General features: G+C 48.6%; 12 protein-coding genes. 8 read left to right on the top strand and 4 right to left on the bottom strand.

All coding sequences use genetic code 11. The features are described 5' to 3' along the window. Nucleotides 1-12 precede the first annotated feature (12 nt). Nucleotides 13-1,254: a DUF917 domain-containing protein gene (locus ACXADJ_RS15665; RefSeq protein ID WP_475067624.1), complete on the bottom strand. Its 1,242-nt coding sequence runs from the start codon at nucleotides 1,252-1,254 to the stop codon at nucleotides 13-15. A 489-nt stretch (nucleotides 1,255-1,743) separates the two neighbouring features. On the opposite strand from ACXADJ_RS15665, the gene ACXADJ_RS15660 reads away from it, so the two are divergent. From ACXADJ_RS15660 to ACXADJ_RS15635, 6 genes are all read left to right on the top strand, one after another. Then, nucleotides 1,744-2,022: a hypothetical protein gene (locus tag ACXADJ_RS15660; protein ID WP_028292137.1), complete on the top strand. Its 279-nt coding sequence runs from the start codon at nucleotides 1,744-1,746 to the stop codon at nucleotides 2,020-2,022. Between the two features lie 50 nt (nucleotides 2,023-2,072). Continuing rightward, nucleotides 2,073-2,357 (top strand): hypothetical protein, encoded by a 285-nt coding sequence (locus ACXADJ_RS15655; RefSeq protein WP_475067621.1) that lies wholly within the window; start codon nucleotides 2,073-2,075, stop codon nucleotides 2,355-2,357. Nucleotides 2,358-2,421: 64 nt separating this feature from the next. Next, a complete protein-coding gene (locus tag ACXADJ_RS15650; protein ID WP_475067619.1) occupies nucleotides 2,422-3,198 on the top strand; it encodes an HNH endonuclease in 777 nt (258 codons plus the stop codon). 137 nt (nucleotides 3,199-3,335) lie between these two features. Continuing rightward, nucleotides 3,336-6,419, top strand: coding sequence for a hypothetical protein (locus ACXADJ_RS15645; protein WP_475067617.1), 3,084 nt, complete (start codon nucleotides 3,336-3,338; stop codon nucleotides 6,417-6,419). 27 nt (nucleotides 6,420-6,446) lie between these two features. Then, nucleotides 6,447-12,860 carry a DEAD/DEAH box helicase gene (locus tag ACXADJ_RS15640; RefSeq protein ID WP_475067615.1) on the top strand — a complete coding sequence of 2,138 codons (6,414 nt, stop codon included), beginning with the start codon at nucleotides 6,447-6,449 and terminating at the stop codon, nucleotides 12,858-12,860. Further along, complete coding sequence (locus ACXADJ_RS15635; protein ID WP_475067613.1) at nucleotides 12,853-14,481, top strand: nuclease-related domain-containing DEAD/DEAH box helicase; 1,629 nt, start codon at nucleotides 12,853-12,855, stop codon at nucleotides 14,479-14,481. The genes ACXADJ_RS15640 and ACXADJ_RS15635 overlap by 8 nt, the downstream gene beginning before the upstream one ends. Before the next feature lie 33 nt (nucleotides 14,482-14,514). On the opposite strand, the gene ACXADJ_RS15630 is transcribed toward ACXADJ_RS15635, so the two are convergent. Beyond that, complete coding sequence (locus ACXADJ_RS15630) at nucleotides 14,515-15,900, bottom strand: DNA cytosine methyltransferase (protein ID WP_475067610.1); 1,386 nt, start codon at nucleotides 15,898-15,900, stop codon at nucleotides 14,515-14,517. Nucleotides 15,901-16,031: 131 nt separating this feature from the next. Continuing rightward, a complete protein-coding gene (locus tag ACXADJ_RS15625) occupies nucleotides 16,032-17,156 on the bottom strand; it encodes a Fic family protein (RefSeq protein ID WP_475067607.1) in 1,125 nt (374 codons plus the stop codon). Nucleotides 17,157-17,390: 234 nt separating this feature from the next. On the opposite strand from ACXADJ_RS15625, the gene ACXADJ_RS15620 reads away from it, so the two are divergent. Then, nucleotides 17,391-18,383: a hypothetical protein gene (locus ACXADJ_RS15620; protein ID WP_475067604.1), complete on the top strand. Its 993-nt coding sequence runs from the start codon at nucleotides 17,391-17,393 to the stop codon at nucleotides 18,381-18,383. A gap of 104 nt (nucleotides 18,384-18,487) precedes the next feature. Here ACXADJ_RS15620 and ACXADJ_RS15615 read toward each other — a convergent pair whose 3' ends face one another. After that, entirely contained in the window at nucleotides 18,488-18,889 is a 402-nt protein-coding gene (locus ACXADJ_RS15615) for a Cd(II)/Pb(II)-responsive transcriptional regulator (protein ID WP_475067601.1), read from the bottom strand. Between the two features lie 224 nt (nucleotides 18,890-19,113). On the opposite strand from ACXADJ_RS15615, the gene ACXADJ_RS15610 reads away from it, so the two are divergent. Continuing rightward, entirely contained in the window at nucleotides 19,114-19,893 is a 780-nt protein-coding gene (locus ACXADJ_RS15610) for a type IV pili methyl-accepting chemotaxis transducer N-terminal domain-containing protein (RefSeq protein WP_475067600.1), read from the top strand. Nucleotides 19,894-19,983 lie beyond the last annotated feature (90 nt).

Here is a 19,983-nt window from a genome sequence, read left to right as displayed (position 1 = left end):
TCACCGCTGTTATCAAGACGTTGCGTTCAGGTCACTGAGTGTCCGATAGCCAAGGTCGTAAGACTGAAGCTCAGGGAACTGGCTGCTGAGCTGGGCGATGTCCTGCTGAAAACGCGCCACCAACTGGCTGTTGCGCATCGCCGGTGCGCACGCCGTTCCCCAGATTTCGCACAGCTGTCCAGTGGCAATATCAGCGGTCGACAGGGGGGAGCCGGCGGTTTTGTCGCCATGGGTTTCTACCAGCCGCAGATTGATGCAATCCGGTGCCAACACCCGCGGCTGTTGCTGCTGGACGTCCCAGGCGATCAGACTCTCGTTTTTATAGTAGACCCAGAACGCCGGCTTGGCTGTGCCGCCCGCTGGTGCGACACCTTCAAACACCAACTTACCCATATCAAAACCGCCCACCGTATGGTTCTGAATGTCTGTCAGCGTGCCGCGGAACAACAAATAATGCTCTACCTGATTGGCGCTCAGCGTTGCGGAAAGCTGGCTGGCATCGGTGTTTTTCAACAGCTGGTAGCCAATTTTCACCGCCTTGTGCAACGAACCCGTCACCAACGATGACTGGGCCGTGGCCAGCCACTCCGCCGACAAAGGATAACAACTGAGCCCGCCCACCTGCTGATACTCTGGCCCGGACACAATCTGGCGGGCCTTGTCTTCCAGCTCGGTGGCCGACAGTGGTTCGGTAATCAGCTCGGAGTGATAGGGTTCGCCGGAATAACGGCAAAGGGCAGAGGGCGTACTGTTGTCTGAGCTGGTGTGCGTATCAGACGCCACCGCCGCCGGGCAAATGGCCTGCTGGGATAAATCCAGCAGGGTTTCGTTTAATTGCGGCACCGAACGGCCAGACGGGTCGGCATCAATCACCGCCAGCCCCGAACCCAGCTGTTCCGCCAGATAAAACGGAATCAGACTGTTCACCGCACCAATTTCGATCGGCATCAGATAGCCGACCGACTGATGTTGCTGCTGCAAATACGCCCGCAGGGTTTTGCAGGCATTCACCGGCGCGGTATAGCCCAGCCCTTTCAACGCCGCATCGGGGGAACCCATATCGGCAGGCACCAACGCCAGTTGGCTGTGATCCAGCTGCTCCAAAGACACCAGCGGCACAGGCTGCTGCATCTTCTGCAAAAACGTCAGCGCCATGCTGATAGGGCCACCACCGCCGGAAGCGCAGAAACAAGCGCCGTACACCAGCGCCTTGAGATCCTCGATGGTTAAAAGAGTCGCGTCTACCTGCTTCATAACCTCTCCCTGGTTCTGTATGAATACGATGGTTAAAGAGTAGTCGCTTTCCGGCGGAGTGTCATGGCGACCAAAGACATATCAAATCCATACCCAAGCCTTAGGGGACATCTATTTAATCCGGTGCTCACTCTGGGCTGCCGGATGGTTTCGAATCACGAAGCCGACTTGTAGGCCTGACGGGTCAAGTCAAAAGTCGGCGACACAGAGTCGAGATCATCCGGCAGCCCCCGAAGGGCGCGGGTTGCCGCTGCCCAGTGCTGTGTTGACGAACTTGAAAAGACTCGGTCGGACAGGTTCGTCATTCCGCTGCATTCGTCGCCTTGCACTGAACAACGGCAACGCTCGCGCAGAGCCGTGCAGGATTAAATAGATGTCCCCCTTATCAAAGCAAGAACCCCTGATAACCTGCCTTCAAGACAAAACTCCTGTAGTGTCTGCCCCCACCAACAAGCACCACGCCATCGACCACAAACCAAAGGCCACACCATGCGCACCATCAGCCAGGCACAGTTCCAACAGGACTACCGCCCCATGCCCAACCCCTTCAACAACAACGCCGACTACCACGGCTGGCTACTGGGCAAGGAAAACCCCGACTACCACCGTGTGATGACCTTTATGCAAGAAACCCCCGAACAGGTATGGACGCTGATTGAAAAGAAAGACGGCAGCCGCGTACTCAGCTGCGGCTTTACCACCGTACGGGCGATAGGCTACGTGGTAACGCAACTGGAGCCGGAGGGAGTGGTGGAGGTGGTTGATTAAACGGCAGGTGCTGCTAGACCAGGAGTATTCCCTCTATTAAAGGCACCGCTATGAAAACGATCAACGACCGCGAATTCTTCGAACAATACCGGCCAATAACGAACCCTCTGGATGGCAACGCAGCCTATGGAGGCTGTTTGCTTGGCATTGCAGGTAAAGAATTTGAATTGGTAAAACAAGCGTTAGAAGCCGATCCGCATTGTGTATGGACTTACTTGGACGGTGGTGAGGAATGGCCGACGCTCTGTAGTGGGTTCAGCGTTGTAAACCGGCTGGGTTATGTCATCACGGAAGTTGCTGCGGACGGGTTTGTTGAAGTGGTGGATGAGGACTGAGCGTTTAATCCAGCTTTGGTTTTGACTTAGTATTGAGCCATATTTCAAGCAATGGATACTGAATATGGCTCATCCCAACGGATGGACGAGAGAGCAATTGCTGATCGCGTTCGATCTTTATTGTCGGATTCCTTTTGGAAAATTTCACAGTAGTAACCCAGAGCTGCAGCACTTTGGTCAACTGATCGGCCGCACAACCTCTGCTTTGGCAATGAAGTTATCTAACATTGCCAGTATCGATCCTGCCTTTATTGCTTCTGGTCGGAGTGGTTTATCCAGCGCTTCGAAAAGTGACCGAGCGATGTGGGATGAAATGGAAGGTGATTGGGACTCTTTCTCTGTTGCGGTAAAACAAGCGCATCGGTTTTTTAACAGTGATTACGAGTCTCAAAAAGTTAACCCAATTAATGACGTCGAGGATACTCTCGATTACTCAGGTGGTTACAAGACGACGACGGCCAAGACTAGAGTCGGTCAGCAAGCATTCCGGCGTGCAGTATTGAGTGCATACTCTGGTAAATGTTGTATCAGTGGCGTTGAGTTGCCTCAGCTACTTGTTGCAAGTCACATAGTTCCTTGGGAAGCCGAAGCGACCAACCGAAAGAACCCCCGCAATGGACTATGTTTGTCTGTTTGGCACGACAAAGCCTTTGACCGTGGTTTGATTTCATTGAACGACGATCTAACTGTTCGAGTTTCTCAGGCTCTTCGTAGTGATCAAAACCCATTCATTCAACAGACCCTAGCTGGTCTTGAAGGTCAACCGATCTCACACCCAGAGAAGTTTTGGCCAAGTGAAGAGTTTCTTGAATATCACCGAGAACGTATCTTTGTTGGTTGAAATGTACTCATCGAATATTTGCTTCTCGATTTTGTAATGGACTTTTTCTTTTAGCTTTGATGGCTGTTCATTGATGTTGCTATCGAAAATGTTAGCCTGGCATTCGTGAGAAATGGGTCACATAAGAGCTAATTGGAATGAAAAGTCAGGATGATCGCAAGCAATCAGAGCGCTCCCAAGGGGTCTTGGAGTTGTCTGAAGCCTATGTACTCAGTACGAGTGGAGAACAGATTCTTTACTCCAAAACAGAAGACAGATTTGTAGAATGGAATCTGCGTTTATTGCAGAGCTTCTTCTCCGAGACATCCTCAAGTGAAGAAGTATTTCTGCGTATTGACAGGCACTTTCTAGATCAGGTTGGCCCTGACCTTGGCGGTGATGAGGGTTTTCGGAAAGCGGTTATCCAAGGGCCTGGCTGGGCAAGGGCAGGAGCTAGCTTAACTGAGAGAGCGTTAGAGCTTTCAAGGCAACGCCAGTTTAATCCAAAGAGCTATGTAGACCCTGGTCGCTTATGCCCTGCTTATGAAGGGCGAAGAGCTCCATCGTATTTGCCCTACTTGGCAGCTCTTGTTAGAACTTCATCTGAAACAACTCAGGGTTTCTATAAAAGATTTCGGCAAGACTTCGAACTCTCTTCTTTCAATTCACCGGATATGGAAGCGCTTGAACGAGTCTGGTCAGACCTTGAAAACTGGACGGGGCAATGCAACGGAGAGTTTGGATACTTTCACCTTAGAAGACTGGGCGGTTATAAGCGCATTGGGGCTGCCCTATCTCAATGTGTTGCTAAGCCAAGAGATATCGAAAATATTCCAATAGCTTTTGCTCAGGCTAACGTTTCACCGGGCCAAGAACTGAATCATGAAGATGTTGTTCGAGTTCTTAATGAATCAAAAAATAGCTATTGGTATTACTCGAAAGGGTTTAATGAGGCTTTGAAGGACAGCGAATTTATTGAGCCTCTAAGAGATATAATCAGCTCAAGTTATGACGATTGGGATGGAACTCTTCCCACTAATTCATCTGAGAACTCAACTACCAAGAATTCATTATCTAGCTCTCTAGCATCTGCACCCGAGTTAAGCTTGGCCCTTGCTCTGGAATCAAAAAAACCGTTGGTTTTTTCCCCTCGCTGGTATGTTCCAGCATTAGAAGACAGTGGCTCCTTTGAACTCAGCTTGCATGAAAGTAAATGGTTTGGCTCATTTTCAGGGACAGAGGGGGTCTGCTCACAAAATGATACGAGCTTAATTGGGGAGCTCTGGAATCTAGCTGGCCAAAACAGCTCTTCAAAAAACACATTTGAGCTCAGACACTATGATCAAGAGAATTCCGATCCTTCACTCATACGGTTAGATTTACCCCACAGAGATTTGTGGGTTCTAACGCCACGTAGAAACCCATTCTCTCGCCAATTTGAATTGGTAGAAGGCGCTTTGCCAGCCACCGGAGTGGCTTATCTTCTGGCACCTCCTCATAACACCACGGCTCTAAAGCATTACTTGGAACAGCGGCGTTCAGGTGCAATAACCGAAGCAGGCGGTATTCCAAATGACTGGCTATTGGTTCGCTTACCTGACTGTTCAGCCTTAACGGAAGAGCAGCGACTGCTTCCAGATGGTCGACCACATGCCCACCCAAAGCCTCTCCCGATCCGCTTCACGGGAGGGCGTTCAATTCGTAGGGGGTATCGCCGTATGTTCTTACCCTATGACCTCCCAACGATAGAACTCGATGCCCCCGATGGAACAAAAATCACCAGCTCTAGTGACATTGTCATTAAGCCAGCAGAGCAGGGCTTTCCTCTAGAACGTGATGACGATTTTAAATCCAGAGAACGTTTCGAAGTGGTCTTACCCGATTGGAATAGCGCTCTGTATGAACTACAAGCAGTAGACAAATCAGGCAAGTTATTAGGGACGGCCAGGTTGCGTATTGCTGGGATTGATAGTGATGCCATTGAGCTAGAAGACTTTAGCCTCGACCCTCTCGGCAGACCCCAAAATAGCCTTGATGGCCTATCAGGTTCTTACCTGCCAGATAGCTGCCAAATAGATACCCTAACGAGCTGTGAAACTCTCAGTATCAATACTCACGAGCTAGGTTCAAAGGTTGATTTTTCGGCAACAGACGCTTCAGTCCATCAAAAGTTTTTAGCTCGTTTGTCAGAATCAAAGAGTTTAAGCCTGGGGGCTGCGAGGGACTTTCTCAGCCGAAAGATTCAAGAGAGCAATTTGAAACTTGAACCTGTTTTTGTTCTTTTGGAACTCAGGCGTTTGGGGCACCTGGAGCTCTCAACTTCCTCCAAAGGCCATATCACAAGAGTCCATGCGGTAAAGCCAAGACTTTACAAGTTGCCTCTAGTACATGCAGGAAAGAAAATTTACGGCGTATCAGGAACGCTCAATCTCGGCCATTGGAAAGCGTTAGCGGCTAACGACAGATCGTTTCAGGCGTATTCCTCTGAAAGTGCACCAGACATGATGCCGTCATGGCGTTTGCTCGTCTCCGATCTAAAAAAGACCCAAAAGCAGTTTTGGCAATTTGAGTTAGTGGAGACTTCTGCTTTGGCAGTTGCAAATTGGGCCGCTGGCTTTCAAAGCATTAAAACGCAAATAAAACACAACACGATGGAGTCGATAGGCTCAGCCGCGGAAAACTCATTGAAGTTTAATGCCTCAATGGGCGTGTTTCGCAGCGAATGCAATATAGAGGCTTGGCAGCTCTGGAAGGTACAAGACCTTGATACACGCATGGACCAGCTTTATGTGCTGGCTAATAAGAGCGCTTCTAGTGGCTCCTCTGAATACGCCTTTGTACGTGATGCCAGCTGGGCAAAATGGATTGCGACCGATGAATGCGTCCGGTGGTTTGCTAATGAATATAGTATCGAGGACCTTCATTCTGCACCCATTAATTACAATCGCGCTAATGGAACCTTTTGGGTCCCTGCTCGTATAGGGCTACCGGTCATTTTAGAGCGGTCTTTGGTTATGTGTAACGGCACATCTCCAGGGGTTATCTCTCTTAAACGAAGTGAACAGGTTTCAACAGAAAAGCGCATTCCACTAAGCCGTTCCACTGATCAACCTCCTTTATTGCTAGCCAACCTGTTTTACACAGGTATGGGAGAAGGTAACTGGTTGGCCTTCCACAATGTCCCAGAGCAAGTCGCCCAGGCTGTTGCTAAAAAGCTTGGCGCTGTACTCGACATCTTTTAATCGCTTGATAAGTAGTAAGGAAACAACATGAAAGATCCAATCAACGCTTTCGAAACGCTTCAAGATGGAATCAAGCGATACATCACTTCCGCCTTTGGAACAAACTCAGAATCTTTTGAAAAGGAGCGAAAGGCATTATTAGATAAGTCTGGTGTGTTGTTTCAAACTCCTTATGTCGAGCCAATTCCATCATACAAATCAGGCAAAAACCTAGATCAGCTGACGGCTGGAGATCTCCCTGGCCTCAACCAAGAGGGAATCCAAGCGTTCCAGCATGTTGTTGGTGCAGGCCTTTTTAATGGCGGTTATCCACTGTATACACACCAGCAAAACATGCTCAAAGAATCATTGAGTGGAAAGCATTGCGTTGTTGTTACTGGTACAGGCTCAGGGAAAACAGAGTCCTTTTTGCTCCCTGTAATTGCCAATATTATCCGAGAAGCAACGACTCCTGACTGTCACTGGGGTGAGCCAGCAGGAACCCGTGAAGAGTGGACTGAGGCAAATCCTCCTGAATGGAATACATCGAGGAAAGAACTGAGGGGTGAAAACCGCGAAGCCGCTGTTCGCACGCTGATCCTATACCCAATGAATGCACTGGTCGAAGACCAAGTTTCTCGTTTACGAGTAGCCCTTGATTCTGATGAGGCACTGCAAGCATTTGATCAGTACCTTGGTAAAAACCGAATCCGTTTCGGACGCTTTAATGGCTCTACTCCTGTTGCGGGTCATCCTGTTAAAGCTGATGAAAAAGGGAGCGCAAATGCACCTAAGCGCACCGAGCTTAGAAAGTCCCTAGAGCAAGCAATTAACGAATACTGCTCGATTCAGCAAGAGCTAAAAACACGCAAGGAAGAGCTGGAGAGAGTAAGTTCTACCGGTGACAAAGAGCTCATAAAGCACGCGGAAGAAGAGCTCTCTAGAGTTCGTGAGCAAGTTAGCTTCATTCAACGAATGACGCCTGATGCAGCTGAGATGTTTCACCGATGGGAAATGCAGGCAACTCCACCCGATATTTTGGTCACGAATATCAGCATGCTTTCGATAATGTTGATGCGAAACAAAGCTCCCGACCTGAATAATGATCGTGCAGATGCCGAGATCTTCGAGAAAACAAAGGAATGGCTAGCGAAAGACCGAGAAAATAATATTTTCCAACTTGTGATCGATGAGTTGCATCTACATCGCAGTTCAGCTGGTACTGAAGTAGCGTACTTGCTGCGCTTACTGCTTGATCGCCTGGGGTTAAGCCCAAATAGCAAGCAGTTACGAATTCTGGCTTCCAGTGCCTCTCTGGATGGAGAGCAGGCTTATGAATACCTCGGCCAGTTTTTTGGTTTTTCTGTTGACGATGCCAAAGCAAGCTTTCATATCGAAGCGGGTGATCCTAAGTATCCATTAGCTAATGTTGACCCTGCGTTTAATCGTCGTATTGCAGATCTATGTATTAAGGCTGGCCAGGCTAACCATCACGATGAGAAAGACACACCTGAGATCATCGAATTAGCTGACGTATTAAAAGAAAACTCTGATGTAAACCATCAACGCATTCTTGCTGCTTTTGCTGATGGTGAGAAGGTAAGGGCCAAAGCACTGGACGGGATACAAAAGCAGTGGTTTCCCGGAATCAGCAGCAATCAGCAGCACATCGCAACGGTTGGTCTATTCAGAGCGATGGGATCTGATCGCGCAAAGAAAATAGAAATCGATCTACCTCGCCTTCGTTTCCATTGGATGGCTAAAAATATTGACGGTCTTTGGTCAACTATTGAGCCAAAAGAGGGGGATATAAAAAGGCGTACTGGTGAGTTGCTGCCAGAAAAGAAACTAACTCTAGAGGGCAATCGCGTACTTGAAGTCTTGTACTGCGAGTGTTGTGGTACGCAGCTTCTATGCGGTAATCGAATAGCCGTGCCTAAGGAAACAAAAGACCTTACCGTAAAGGTTGAGGAGTATGATGAATTTTCAGAACCTGATGCGCCTCAATCACAACCACAAGAAAGATTTCAATTAACATCGCTGGAAGCACAAATTGATGGGCTTCCAGAGACAACGATTGAATCCCGAACGGATGCACAGCTTTATCAAAATGTTGGCGTCGTATGGCTGCGGAATGAACATGATGCTGCGAGAAGCACAGAAGAGTTGTCTTGGCAGCATCGTACGAATGAATCCCTCGGCAAAGAGGCTCGCCAAAATCAGGGCTCTGGAATAAGGAGAGTTCCAGCTGAATGGAAAGCTGGAAGCATTCACCCCAAGACAGGACTAGTAACCATTGGTGCCTTTACGACAGGCCTTCCTTGTTATGTTTTTCAAGCAACGGGCGTTGAGGATGAGCAAGAATATACCTACTCTGCCATGCCGCAGCGGTGCCCTTCTTGTTTGATTGACTACTCGGAACGACGCGGCGCAACGATTAGCCCTATAAGATCTTTTGTTACTGGTTTGGCCAGGATGTCTCATTTGTTCTCGAAGCATTTGATGGCGGTTTTACCTAAAGGCCACTCAAGAAAACTAGTGGCGTTCTCTGATAGCCGTGAAGCTGCTGCGAATCTTGCTGTTGGCGTTGAAGAAGAACAGTGGAAGCTATTACTAAGAGCTTTTATTAATTACGAGCTTATAAATAGAGCTGGTAGCGGTCTGATGTCCTCAATGCAGAAGATACTATCTTTGCTTGAGTCTGGAGATTATTCAGAAGCAAAGAATGTAAAAAATAAATTCAAGTCTCTTTCGGGTGCAGGATCATCTGAGTGGAAAGAATTAAATGGCTTTTTCAAAACTGCTCAAGCTGTCCTCGATGATCCTGATGATGCAGACGCCGATGACATCAAAAAAATACAGGATGTTAAAAATAGCCCCAATGGTTATGTTCAGCTGGAAAATATCCTTAAGCATCGGGACTCTGAAACGGAAAAGCTAACGCCATTATGGAGAGATTTTATATCTGTTGGGTTTAATCCTGGGGGAGTGGAAATTGAAAATCGAAAATTACCAAATGATAGAGATTGGACATCTATCTTTACATCTTCAGGTGGGATACTAAATCAAGAATGGAATCCTGCTGCAGATCATGAACACATTAAAGAAATAGGAAATAAGCTCCGAAAGAACTCTTGGAGGGCTATAGCAGGCAGATTACTGTACGATTTGGAGGAGCAAGGAGTAGGCCATTTGTCTCTCCATCCTAATCAGATAAAGAGCTACCCTACGGCATTCCATAAACATGTTTTCCAACAAGTATGTGCTAGTGTTGTTAGAATCCTTACTGAGGAGAATAATTTAGATCCTACTCCTTTTGAAAAAATAAAAGATGGTTGGAAAAAGAATAAACCTACTAATGATGAAAGACAGGGAGTTGCGAAGAAACGGGTATATAATTATCTAAAATCCGTATCCGATTTTTATAAAATTAGTTACGACGTACTGTTAGATAAGGTAGTCGAAAGTTTTATAAATGCAGGGCATAAGCGCGGGGAAGATGAATGGGCGATTGTATCGCTTCGCAACTTATGGGTGAGGGTGGTCGAACCCAATGATTCACCTTGGAAATGTTCGAATTGTGGAAGAACACACTGGCATGCGTCTGCAGGTATTTGTTCTCGCTGCTGTAGCCCCCTAGATACAAACCCGGTTCAAAACATTACCTCAGGGAAGTTAGTCCAGAGTCACTACTACGCTTATGAGTCAAAAGACAAGGATTCCTTGTTTCGAATTCATACGGAAGAACTGACTGGTCAAACTCAAAACCAAGCTCAGCGTCAGCGGCATTTCCGAGGGATATTCTTTGAAAATGAACTCATAGAGGATATTGGGACTCGGCCAGTACTTAAGAATGTCGATGCCATCGACTTTTTGTCAGTAACAACAACCATGGAAGTGGGTGTTGATATCGGTTCATTGCAGGCGGTTCTTCAAGCCAATATGCCTCCAGAACGATTTAACTATCAGCAGCGGGTTGGTCGAGCTGGTCGTCAAGGGCAGGCCTTTTCGGCGGCATTCACTTTTTGCCGAGGCCAAACCCACGATAGGATTCATTTCGAACATCCAGAAGAAATGACAGGAAGCACTCCTCCACAGCCAAGTCTGTCAATGGGAGAAGATCAGAAAATACTGGCTCAGAGGTTAGTTGCAAAAGAAATACTGAGACGAGCCTTTTTAGATGCTGGAGTCACTTGGCTTGATACTGTCGACTCGCCTGACACTCATGGAGAGATGGGAGGGCTTGAAGGTGGCTCTCATAAGGTTTCTATGATCCGAGATTGGATCAGACAAAACCCTTCAATGATTAAGCATATTGTTCAAATGATCTCACATCCCATGAATGGTCGAGTGTCGGATTTAATTCAGTATGTTGATCGTCTGCCTAGCGCTATAGAAAGTGCTATCCAAAGTAGCGAATACGTTTCAGATACCTTTGCAGAACGAATGGCTGAATCTGGAATATTTCCGATGTTTGGAATGCCAACCAGCATTAGGGATTTATATTTTCACCTTCCAAGAGTGAAACGGAATGAATATATTAAACCTAAAACCTTAGATCGTCCTTCGGACCAGGCTATCGCTGACTTTGCTCCTGAATCAGAGCGGACTTGGGATAAGCGTAGACTGACGCCGAAATATCTTACTGGGCCTATATATTCTAATGGGAGAAATTGGGTTTCCGAAGGATCACCTGTTGGGGCAGCATTTATCCAAACAAGATGTTCAAACTGCCGTCAGCTTAAAGTAGAGCGGGTGCCTAATGGGAAGCTAAAAACTCATAGTAGTCCTGTATGGAAGCCGGAGTGGTTAGAACAAGGAAGTGAGGTATTAACCTGTTCGAACTGTCAATCAGAATCGGCCAGGTCGTATTTGACGGTATTCCCCCGAGCCTTTGCCACAGATATGAACATATCTAAATCAGCTCAGGGTTCAGGGGAAAGAAAAGGGATATCTGGATCGACTGACATTTGGAGCCCGATTCTTGAAAGCACGAATTATCAGGTCAGTGCAAATTCATTGATTGATATCGGTAGGCAAGCACTTGTTTTCAGGACAAACACTAATGGTAACAAAGGTTTTTCATTTTCTGAAACTGATGAAATAAATAAACCTGATGATAACGAAGGGTGGATCAATGTAAAAAGCAACGTACCAATCTGGGTACATACAGATAAAAATCCAAAGATGAATGTTTCTCTTACATCGTCAAAAACCACAGATATCTTTGCTATACGTATGCTGGATGGACATGGTCTTCGATACTTCGAAACAAAAGGAGAAGGCAAGCTTGCCCGGCGTCGTGCTGCTTGGTATTCAGCAGCGACAATTCTACAAAGAGCAATATCTCTCGAACTCGACGTTGACTCTCTTGATATTGAAATCGCCTCTGTACATGCCTGTATGAATGAAAATGGGCAACGTGGTGGCGAGTTGTACCTTGCTGATGCTCATCCAAATGGTGCAGGGCTGGTCGACTCTGCTCATCAGAATTGGTTGTCAATTTTGCAGGGCTGTATTTTCGGGACAGGGCAGCACTCTCAAATGGGTGAGTTTATTCGTCAAGAAATTGAGCGCTCCAAAAAAGATAAATGGAGAAGCCCTGACCTTCTCTTGAAGGGATTCAGAAATAGACAACTTCATGGACTATTGGACTGGCAGCTCGGTATTGAGTTACTGGCATCGATGCTCGACAGCAACTACAAGCCAGGTCTGGATATAGCTATCGGCGGACAGCAACTCCCAATTGGTAAGGATGGTTGTTGGTCTGATTTAGCCGCATCACTTGCTGAAGAGTGGGTGGCTAATGGGTTTGATTCAGATGATCAACGGGGCATTCACGAAGGATTTATCCATGGCTGGGGCGATGACTGCATCTTCAATGTAGTGGTCCACCCCTTGTGGGCTGAACTGGCCCATGAGCGTAATGCGATTGGTAATGCTCACAAAACGGCAGCGAAGTATGGATACAAATGGATCCGTCGCATTGACTCTTTCAACCTTTCGCGGCGAATGATCTGGGTACTTTCTAACCTCAATAATGAAGAGCTATTCCCAGTCGAAGCTGTAAAGGGTAACCCTGTCACTGCTGCTCCAATTCATTTGTTAGCAACCGCAACGAGTGATTCTGAAAAACACCATCAAATCCAAATTACTGAAGAGCATTCATCACCAGGCGGAGGCACTGACACGCTAGATTTTGATGAAATGGAAGCAGGTAAACGCTTTGAGTATGACGGCAATATTTGGGTTAAAGAATTAAACGTAACGCTACGCCGTCTCAGTGATAAAGATACTTGGATAGTGATTGACCCAAGCGGACAGACCTATATCGGGCAAGTCAAATTCAAATCTAACCAAAACGAACCATTACTTCGTATAGCCGGTGTTCGTTCTATCAAAGGCTATGAGTTGAAAGAGTTTCGATTCGTTGCCAAAAGGCTGGAGGTAGCTGATGCCTAAAGTCATCGGAAGCCTTCCAGCGGATCGTTGGGAAATGGTTGTCTTGAAAGCCTTCAAGCAGCAGCTCCCAAATGATTGGATTGTTATGCCTAGCGTGAAGTGGACGCTAGGCAAAGGCGAATACGTACGTGATGGTGAAGCGGATTTTGTCGTACTAGCTCCCAGCTTTGGCATGGTGATTGTTGAAGTGAAAGGCTCTCGGGAGTTTAGGGTCGGTGATGATGGTGTATGGCAGAGAAAGCTGCCTGATGGTAGCTGGTTCTCTTTAAAAGAAGCACCACCGGAACAGGCGACTCGGAATATGCATGAGCTCGCCGTTGCTTTAAATAATCAACAGCGCTGGGCAAACTTTCCTGGACGATATGCATACCTAGTGATTTATCCACAAGGTAAAGCCAATCGGCTGCCCGAAATGTTTGATGAGTCGACCATTGCAACGCATCAGCACATGAATCAGCTCCACTCTCGATTGGTACATGCTTTAGAAAAGCGTGGGCATGGTTACTTGGGTGAAAAGCTAACTAAGGATGTCGTTGAAACCATCATTGATCAACTCAAGAACAGGGCCTTTCAAGTTCAAAAAGTCGATACAGAACAAGATGTTGCGGATGATTTAGAGAAAATTGAGGTGTTAACGCGCCAGCAATTTGCAAGTCTCAAAGGATTATTCCAACTTCCAAATGCTGCTGTGATCGGTCCTGCAGGATCGGGTAAAACGATCCTTGCAATGTGGCGGCTGAAAGCTTTAGTCGATGCTGGCCAGAATGCGGTTTATGTCTGTTATAACCGCGCTTTGGCTGACGTTCTACGTTTACGTAATCCTGATTATCGAGAGCACATCTGGAACGTGGATCGTCTCTTCAGTCAATTTTGTCCGGAACAGCGTCCTACCCAAGAGCTAAATGAGTATTATCGAGAGACTTTGCCAGGCTTCGTCATGGACAGAGCAGACTCTTTAGAACACTTCGATGCCATCATTATCGATGAGGGTCAGGATCTCTCTGAATCACAAATCATAGCGCTGCACGATCTTCTTAAAACGGATGCTGTATGGGCATTTTTTGCGGATTGGAAACAAGATTTGTACGGTGCTGGAAGCGGCAACCCGATCGGGGCTGAGGTTATTTTTCATCTTTACCACAACTGCCGAAATACCATAAAAATCAACGACACTTCTAACAACTTTCTAGATTCAAGCGTTGAGTCAATGCCAGGTATGCCAGAGGGAGAAGTACCTGTTATCCAATATTCTGGAAGTCAGGTAACCACAGCTTGGGAACTCGCAAAACAATGGGCTGGAGAGGGAGCTATAGCCATCTTAAGCCCTTATACCTACGAAAAGTCATCGATGCGTGGCCAGGTAAAGGGGTATGGGCTAATTCTGAGCCAGAATGTTCAAGACTTAGGTAAAGCAAACACTGTTGTATTTTCCACGATCAAATCATTCAAAGGACTGGAAGCATCTTGTGTGATCGTTGTTGACGTCGATATTCCAGATCAAAATCGCGCCTTCTCCCGAGAAGACTTGTATGTTGCTTCTACTCGCGCTTCTACTCGACTAGCTCTGATTACCGGCAACAGAGCTGCTGCACAATATTATGAGCAGCTGAATCTAGAGTAGCGGCTTACGTATATCTGATAGGAACAGGAAGCCCTAGAAAAGGGCTTCCTGTGTTGATTTGATAGCAGTCTCGCTTCGGACAATCTCGTTGACCAAGCTAGATTTGATGAACTGAGCAACCCCCTCTGCCATTAATGGAGGAACGGCGTTACCCACCTGTGTGTACTTTGGGCAGCTCTTCTTACGCTGTTGTCCACCCGATGTATATGGGCCTTCAAACTTGTACCAGTCAGGAAACGACTGAAGCCGTGCGCACTCTCTAACTGTCAGAATCCTGGGCTCGTCGTAATGCAGCATGTCATCAGGGAGTGTCGTTAGTGTCACAGATGGCTTATCAGGGGCGAGGACTGTATGAGCGTGCTTGTTAGACCCAAGCCTATCACGATATGCCTTAGGAAGCGTTTTTCCGCGTTCTAGTTTGATTCCATCTACTTCTCCACGTGTATAGTCATCTAATACCTTACGGAACCTCTGCAGTACGGCATCTGTATGGTTCGCTATACGCAAGCCACCATTTGGTAGGTCTCTTTTCCAGCCTTTGCGCATTAACTGAATATATGGATTATCTTGATTCTCTAAGCGGTCGGATATTTGCCCAAACCTACCTTTCGGAATGTAGTCCTCGGCTGGAATGAGAGAGCGGAGTGCCTCTGTACTAGAGTCGTAGATCTTTAGGTCATTAATTGCATCACGTGCGGATACAGAAGATTTAAGTCCTTTTTCTTGACGAAAGTCTTGTGCAAATACTTCTATTTTTTCCCTGATGACTCCACTGATAGCTTGGCCTGCTTTTATTAAGTCTTCTGATTGGAGGTGTGAAAACTTACCTTCAAACTCTGGTAAGTCCTTCCTTACACCAATGAGCATAAAACGAGTTCTGCTTTGGGGAACTCCCCACGTATCACTTCTCTCCAAGAAGCTAATAGGCAGATACCCGACTTCAGCCAGCTTCGAAGCGACCAAATCCGATGTTGCTACTTTTCCCTCTTTAAACTTCATAGTGAAGCCTCGAACGTTTTCCATTAACAGAAACTTGGGCCGAGTTTTTTCTACTACTTTGATGTAGCTGAAGGCTAAGAAATTTCTAGGATCATCTTCAATACGACGACCAGCCATGGAGAATCCCTGGCAAGGAGGACCGCCGATGATTATGTCTACTTCTTGAGACGCTCCAATAGAGCAAAGAACATCGTCATGTTCCTTCAATAGATCGTCAATGCCGATAGCAGCTTTGGGAATCGATTCTTTCCACTGATATCTCCCTGCAAGTCCAGGGTTGTTAACCTCGGCTATGAGGTTCGTATCAAGTGTCGCAAAGGCATCAGAATTTTTTTCAACAGCTAGTATCCCTGTGAAACCTGCGTTGAGGAATCCAAGAGACAAGCCCCCGCAACCAGAAAAAAGATCAATAAACTTCATTACTCAGCTCAGCATCACCACGCGAGCTTCGGCTGCAGCATCTTCTGCATATGATCAGAAGGGGTGCATAGGGAAGCCGAAGCAAAAATAAGCGCATTGTCGCACCTAATGGCTCTCAAAGTCTCCGTTGGTCAAAGTTGAGAAAGAATCCTGTATCTCGTGCTCCTCCCCCCACCCGGCAGTTTTTCTATACAACCCTTGTCGAGCAAATCAGCAAGGTGTCGGGTGGCGGTGGCTTTACTCACCTTGGCGACCTTTTGGTATTGGCCTGCACTGATTCCATCCTCAAAGCCGTTTTCGCCACCGTCTAACAGGCGGTTGAGTACCTTGATCTGTTCCTTGCTTAACCCGGCATCGTGGAACCGCTGCCAGAAGCGGGTTTTGGCCAGTGTGCGGTCGATGTGTTGTTGTGCCTGGCTAATGGTGTGGTCGAGGGTTTGCAGGAACCAGAGTATCCACTCCGTTATATCCAGGTCGCCACGCTGGGTGCTTTCCAGTATCTCGTAGTAGCTGGCGCGGCGTTCCAGTATCGCAACAGACATGGCGTACAGGCGGATGCCTTGCTCGTCGGCCTGAGCCAGTGCCATATCGGTCAGTGCGCGAGTGATACGACCGTTGCCATCGTCAAACGGGTGTAAGGTGACAAACCACAGGTGTACTAATGCAGCGCGCAGTAGCGGGTCAAGCAGGGCATCTGCGCTGCTGCTGTTGAACCAGTCGATAAAACGTTCGACTTCGTTTGTCAGTGCATCACGGGGCGGTGCTTCAAAATGGACGGTGGGATTGTCCTCGCGGCCTGACACCACCTGCATTGGGCTATCACCACGCCATTCGCCGATGTGTTCAGGGCGGCTGAGGATCATGGTTTCCGGGGCTGGAAACAGCCAGTGGTGCCATTGGAACAGGCGTTCAAGGGTCAGTGGTGTGTGTGCCTGATGAATGGCGTCGACCATGATCTGGGCAATGCCTTCGGATTGGTCGCTTACCGGGTAGGGCTGCTGTTCATCCACGCCAATGCGGCGGGCCAGTGATGACCGTACGGAACGTGCGTCGAGCTTTTCACCTTCAATTGCGGATGACGACAGCACGCTGGCTAGTAAGGTATCCAGCGATTGATCCGGGTTGGTTTGCTCGCCGGTTTTGCCAATCAGGACGCCGATGCTCATGCGCACGCTTCTAAGCAGGGGCTGAACTTGCTGTTCATCCCAGTGGAAGTCGGGCCAGTTGCTGTGTTGCCAGATCCAGTGTGTTTGCATGAGAATCGAGTGTTTTTTGAACGATGAGCCGAATAATGTGGTTATTCGGCTCATTAATCAAGCCGAATAGAGTGGCTATTCGGCTCATACTCACTCATCTGCCTTTCTTTCTCTCTCTTTGCTTCCCTCTTCTTTTCTTCGAATCCCGTTACGTATTTTGCATTTCTGTGTTTGAGATTGGTTACGGGGTTCTGTCAGCCTTTATGATCGCAGTGGTCTATTGAGGAGAATGTTATGTACACGGATGAAGATCTGGAGTCGGCGGTTCAGCAGGGGGTGTTTAACCGTCAGGCGGTTGAGCGTTTTCGCGGCATGGTGGAGCAGCGGCGGGCGACGCCGCATGTGGATGAGGAGAGCTTTCGTCTACTGACGGGCTTTAACGATATTTTTGTGGTGATTGCCTGCACGGTGGTGTTGGTGTCGCTGTGGATGCTGATGCCTGGGGGCATTGTTCCTGGTTTGGCGGTGGCGGCGGCGTCGTGGGGGCTGTCGGAGTATTTTGTGCGTCGCCGTCGTATGGCGTTGCCAGCGGTGGCTTTGTTGATCAGCTATGTGGCGGGGCTGGGGCATGTTCTGGTGTTCGGCGCTTTGACTGCGGCGGAAGTCCGTGAGTCCGATTTGTATGGCAGTGCCGGGCTGTTGCTGATGGCGCTGTTGGTGGGACTGCATTGGTGGCGTTTCCGGGTGCCGGTGACCATTGCGGCGTTAACCGCGACGGTGATGGGGTTTTTGCTGAGTCTGGTGGTGGAGTATTGGCCGGAGTCCTGGCTGTGGAGTTTGTTCTTGCTGGCGGGTGTCGCGACCTTTGCGTTTGCGATGTGGTGGGATCTGTCGGATCGCCAGCGTTTGAGTTATCGCTCGGATGTGGCTTTCTGGCTGCATTTGCTGTCGGCTCCTTTGATTGTTCACCCGTTGTTTATGGGCGTGCAGATAGTTGGTGAGAGCGCAGACAGTTTGGCGTCCTGGCTGGTGGTGGGTATTTATTTGCTGCTGGTGTGGCTGTCGCTGGTGATTGATCGCCGGGCCTTTATGGTGTCGTCGTTGGCGTATGTAATCTTTGCGTTTTACACCTTGTTTGAAGGGGTGTACCAGTCCAGCGAGGCGGGCTATGCGGTGGTGGGGTTGCTACTGGGCTCGGCGTTGTTGTTGCTGTCGGCGTGGTGGCAGGTGGCGCGTCGCTGGTCGTTGCAGTGGTTGCCCGGGCATGTGCAGGCTCGTTTGCCTTAATTGAGAGGAGATGAGCCGGTGTGCCGTGGCGTTGATGTAATACGCGTTCCGCTATTACATCCTACGATGCTGCATGGCTGTGGGAGGCAGCTTGCTGTCGATGGTTATTCCGCTTGTTCGCTGGTGGCCAGCTTTTTCATGATTTCGCAGTTCGATACGGTGTCGTTGTGGCAGCCTGTGGATAACGCTTTGAGGGTGGTTTCCAGCTGTTGCAGTTCTTCCAGCCGATGCTGCACTTCCACCAGTTGGTTGCGGATGATGCGGTCAACTTCTTCACAGGGTGCAGCGGCATCCGATTTCAGTTGCACCAGGCGTTTCATGTCGGCCAGTGGTATGTGCAGGGCTTTGCAGCGTCGGATAAATACCAGTCGTTCAATATCGCTGTCGCCGTAGCTGCGGTAGCCGTTTTCTCCGCGTTTGGCCTCGGGCAGCAGGCCGATCTGTTCGTAGTAGCGGATGGTTTGGCTGCTGATGCCGGTTTGTTTGGCGAGTTGCTGGATTTTCATATCGCTCTCGTGGGCTTGGTTCTGTGCTGTGTGATTCAGGCCGCTGGAAATAAATCCCGCTGGCGGTCAGGAAAATGCGAGGCCGACCCGATCCATGCCAAGGATTGATTGAAAAATACTCTCATTTGGGATGAATTCCCCCCTTTTTCGGTTTAATGTCCCTTACCCGAGCCACTGTGTGTGGTCGTTCTCAGTTCTGGATTCGTGTTTACGGAGTTGTCGCGATGAAATCTCTACGTATTGGTCTGCTGATCAGCACTGTGCTGGCCGGTTTATTGCCGCTTGGCGCTCATGCCCTGAGCGAGTTTGAAGCGATGGATATGGCTGCCAGTCAGCGCATGTTGAGCCAGCGTATGATGAAGAATTATCTCTTGTATGGCGCTGGTGTGCGGGAAGACAAGGCCAATGCCGAGCGGATGGAGTCGGTCGAGCTGTTTCAGAAGCAGTTGAAGGAGCTGAAGGATTACGCCGAATCGCATTCGCTGGAGTCCGACTGGCTGGCCGTGGACGATGTCTGGATGGCGTTTCAGCCGGAGGCCATGTCGGCAATGACGTCGCGGGAGGCCGCTGCGGAGCTGTTACCGCTTAGCCAGCAGCTACTGACGGCGTCTCATGCGTTGGCGCAGGCGATTGAGAAGGAGTCGGGTCATCACGTCGCCGATATCGTTAACTTGTCGGGTCGCCAGAGCATGTTGTCGCAGCGTATCGCCAAGGCTTACAGCGCCATCTATTGGGGTGTTGACCGCGATAATCAGGCGGCAGAATTGCAGCAGGCGGCGGAAGAGTTTCTTAAAGCGCTGGATGAGCTGAAGGCGTCGCCATTGAACACCGCAGAGATCAGCAAGGAGCTGGACTCGGTGTCGGTGTACTGGCGTTTTGCGTCTCCGGGTCTGGACCTGAGTGCAGGTAAGGAGCCGGTGCCGGCCAACATCAATACCACCATGGAAAGCATTCTGAAGAAGATGGACAGCATCACCGGCATGTACACCAGCGTGGCGGATTAAGGCGTTGACGGCGGGGTTAAGCCCGTCGGCTTATGGTGATTGACCTTATAGTGACTTGAAGGTTTAGCATACTCCTGTCAATGATCGGGA

It is taken from the genome of Oceanobacter sp. ABM4_470 (genome assembly GCF_056158645.1).
This window is presented reverse-complemented; position numbering and strand designations above follow the sequence as displayed.

Excerpts from the sequence above, each read along its gene's own strand:
- ACXADJ_RS15650 (WP_475067619.1), top strand. The coding sequence starts at position 2,422 with ATGGCTCATCCCAACGGATGGACGAGAGAGCAATTGCTGATCGCGTTC.
- ACXADJ_RS15655 (WP_475067621.1), top strand. The coding sequence starts at position 2,073 with ATGAAAACGATCAACGACCGCGAATTCTTCGAACAATACCGGCCAATA.
- ACXADJ_RS15640 (WP_475067615.1), top strand. The coding sequence starts at position 6,447 with ATGAAAGATCCAATCAACGCTTTCGAAACGCTTCAAGATGGAATCAAG.
- ACXADJ_RS15620 (WP_475067604.1), top strand. The coding sequence starts at position 17,391 with ATGTACACGGATGAAGATCTGGAGTCGGCGGTTCAGCAGGGGGTGTTT.
- ACXADJ_RS15635 (WP_475067613.1), top strand. The coding sequence starts at position 12,853 with ATGCCTAAAGTCATCGGAAGCCTTCCAGCGGATCGTTGGGAAATGGTT.
- ACXADJ_RS15630 (WP_475067610.1), bottom strand. The coding sequence starts at position 15,900 with ATGAAGTTTATTGATCTTTTTTCTGGTTGCGGGGGCTTGTCTCTTGGA.
- ACXADJ_RS15660 (WP_028292137.1), top strand. The coding sequence starts at position 1,744 with ATGCGCACCATCAGCCAGGCACAGTTCCAACAGGACTACCGCCCCATG.
- ACXADJ_RS15625 (WP_475067607.1), bottom strand. The coding sequence starts at position 17,156 with ATGCAAACACACTGGATCTGGCAACACAGCAACTGGCCCGACTTCCAC.
- ACXADJ_RS15610 (WP_475067600.1), top strand. The coding sequence starts at position 19,114 with ATGAAATCTCTACGTATTGGTCTGCTGATCAGCACTGTGCTGGCCGGT.
- ACXADJ_RS15645 (WP_475067617.1), top strand. The coding sequence starts at position 3,336 with ATGAAAAGTCAGGATGATCGCAAGCAATCAGAGCGCTCCCAAGGGGTC.
- ACXADJ_RS15615 (WP_475067601.1), bottom strand. The coding sequence starts at position 18,889 with ATGAAAATCCAGCAACTCGCCAAACAAACCGGCATCAGCAGCCAAACC.
- ACXADJ_RS15665 (WP_475067624.1), bottom strand. The coding sequence starts at position 1,254 with ATGAAGCAGGTAGACGCGACTCTTTTAACCATCGAGGATCTCAAGGCG.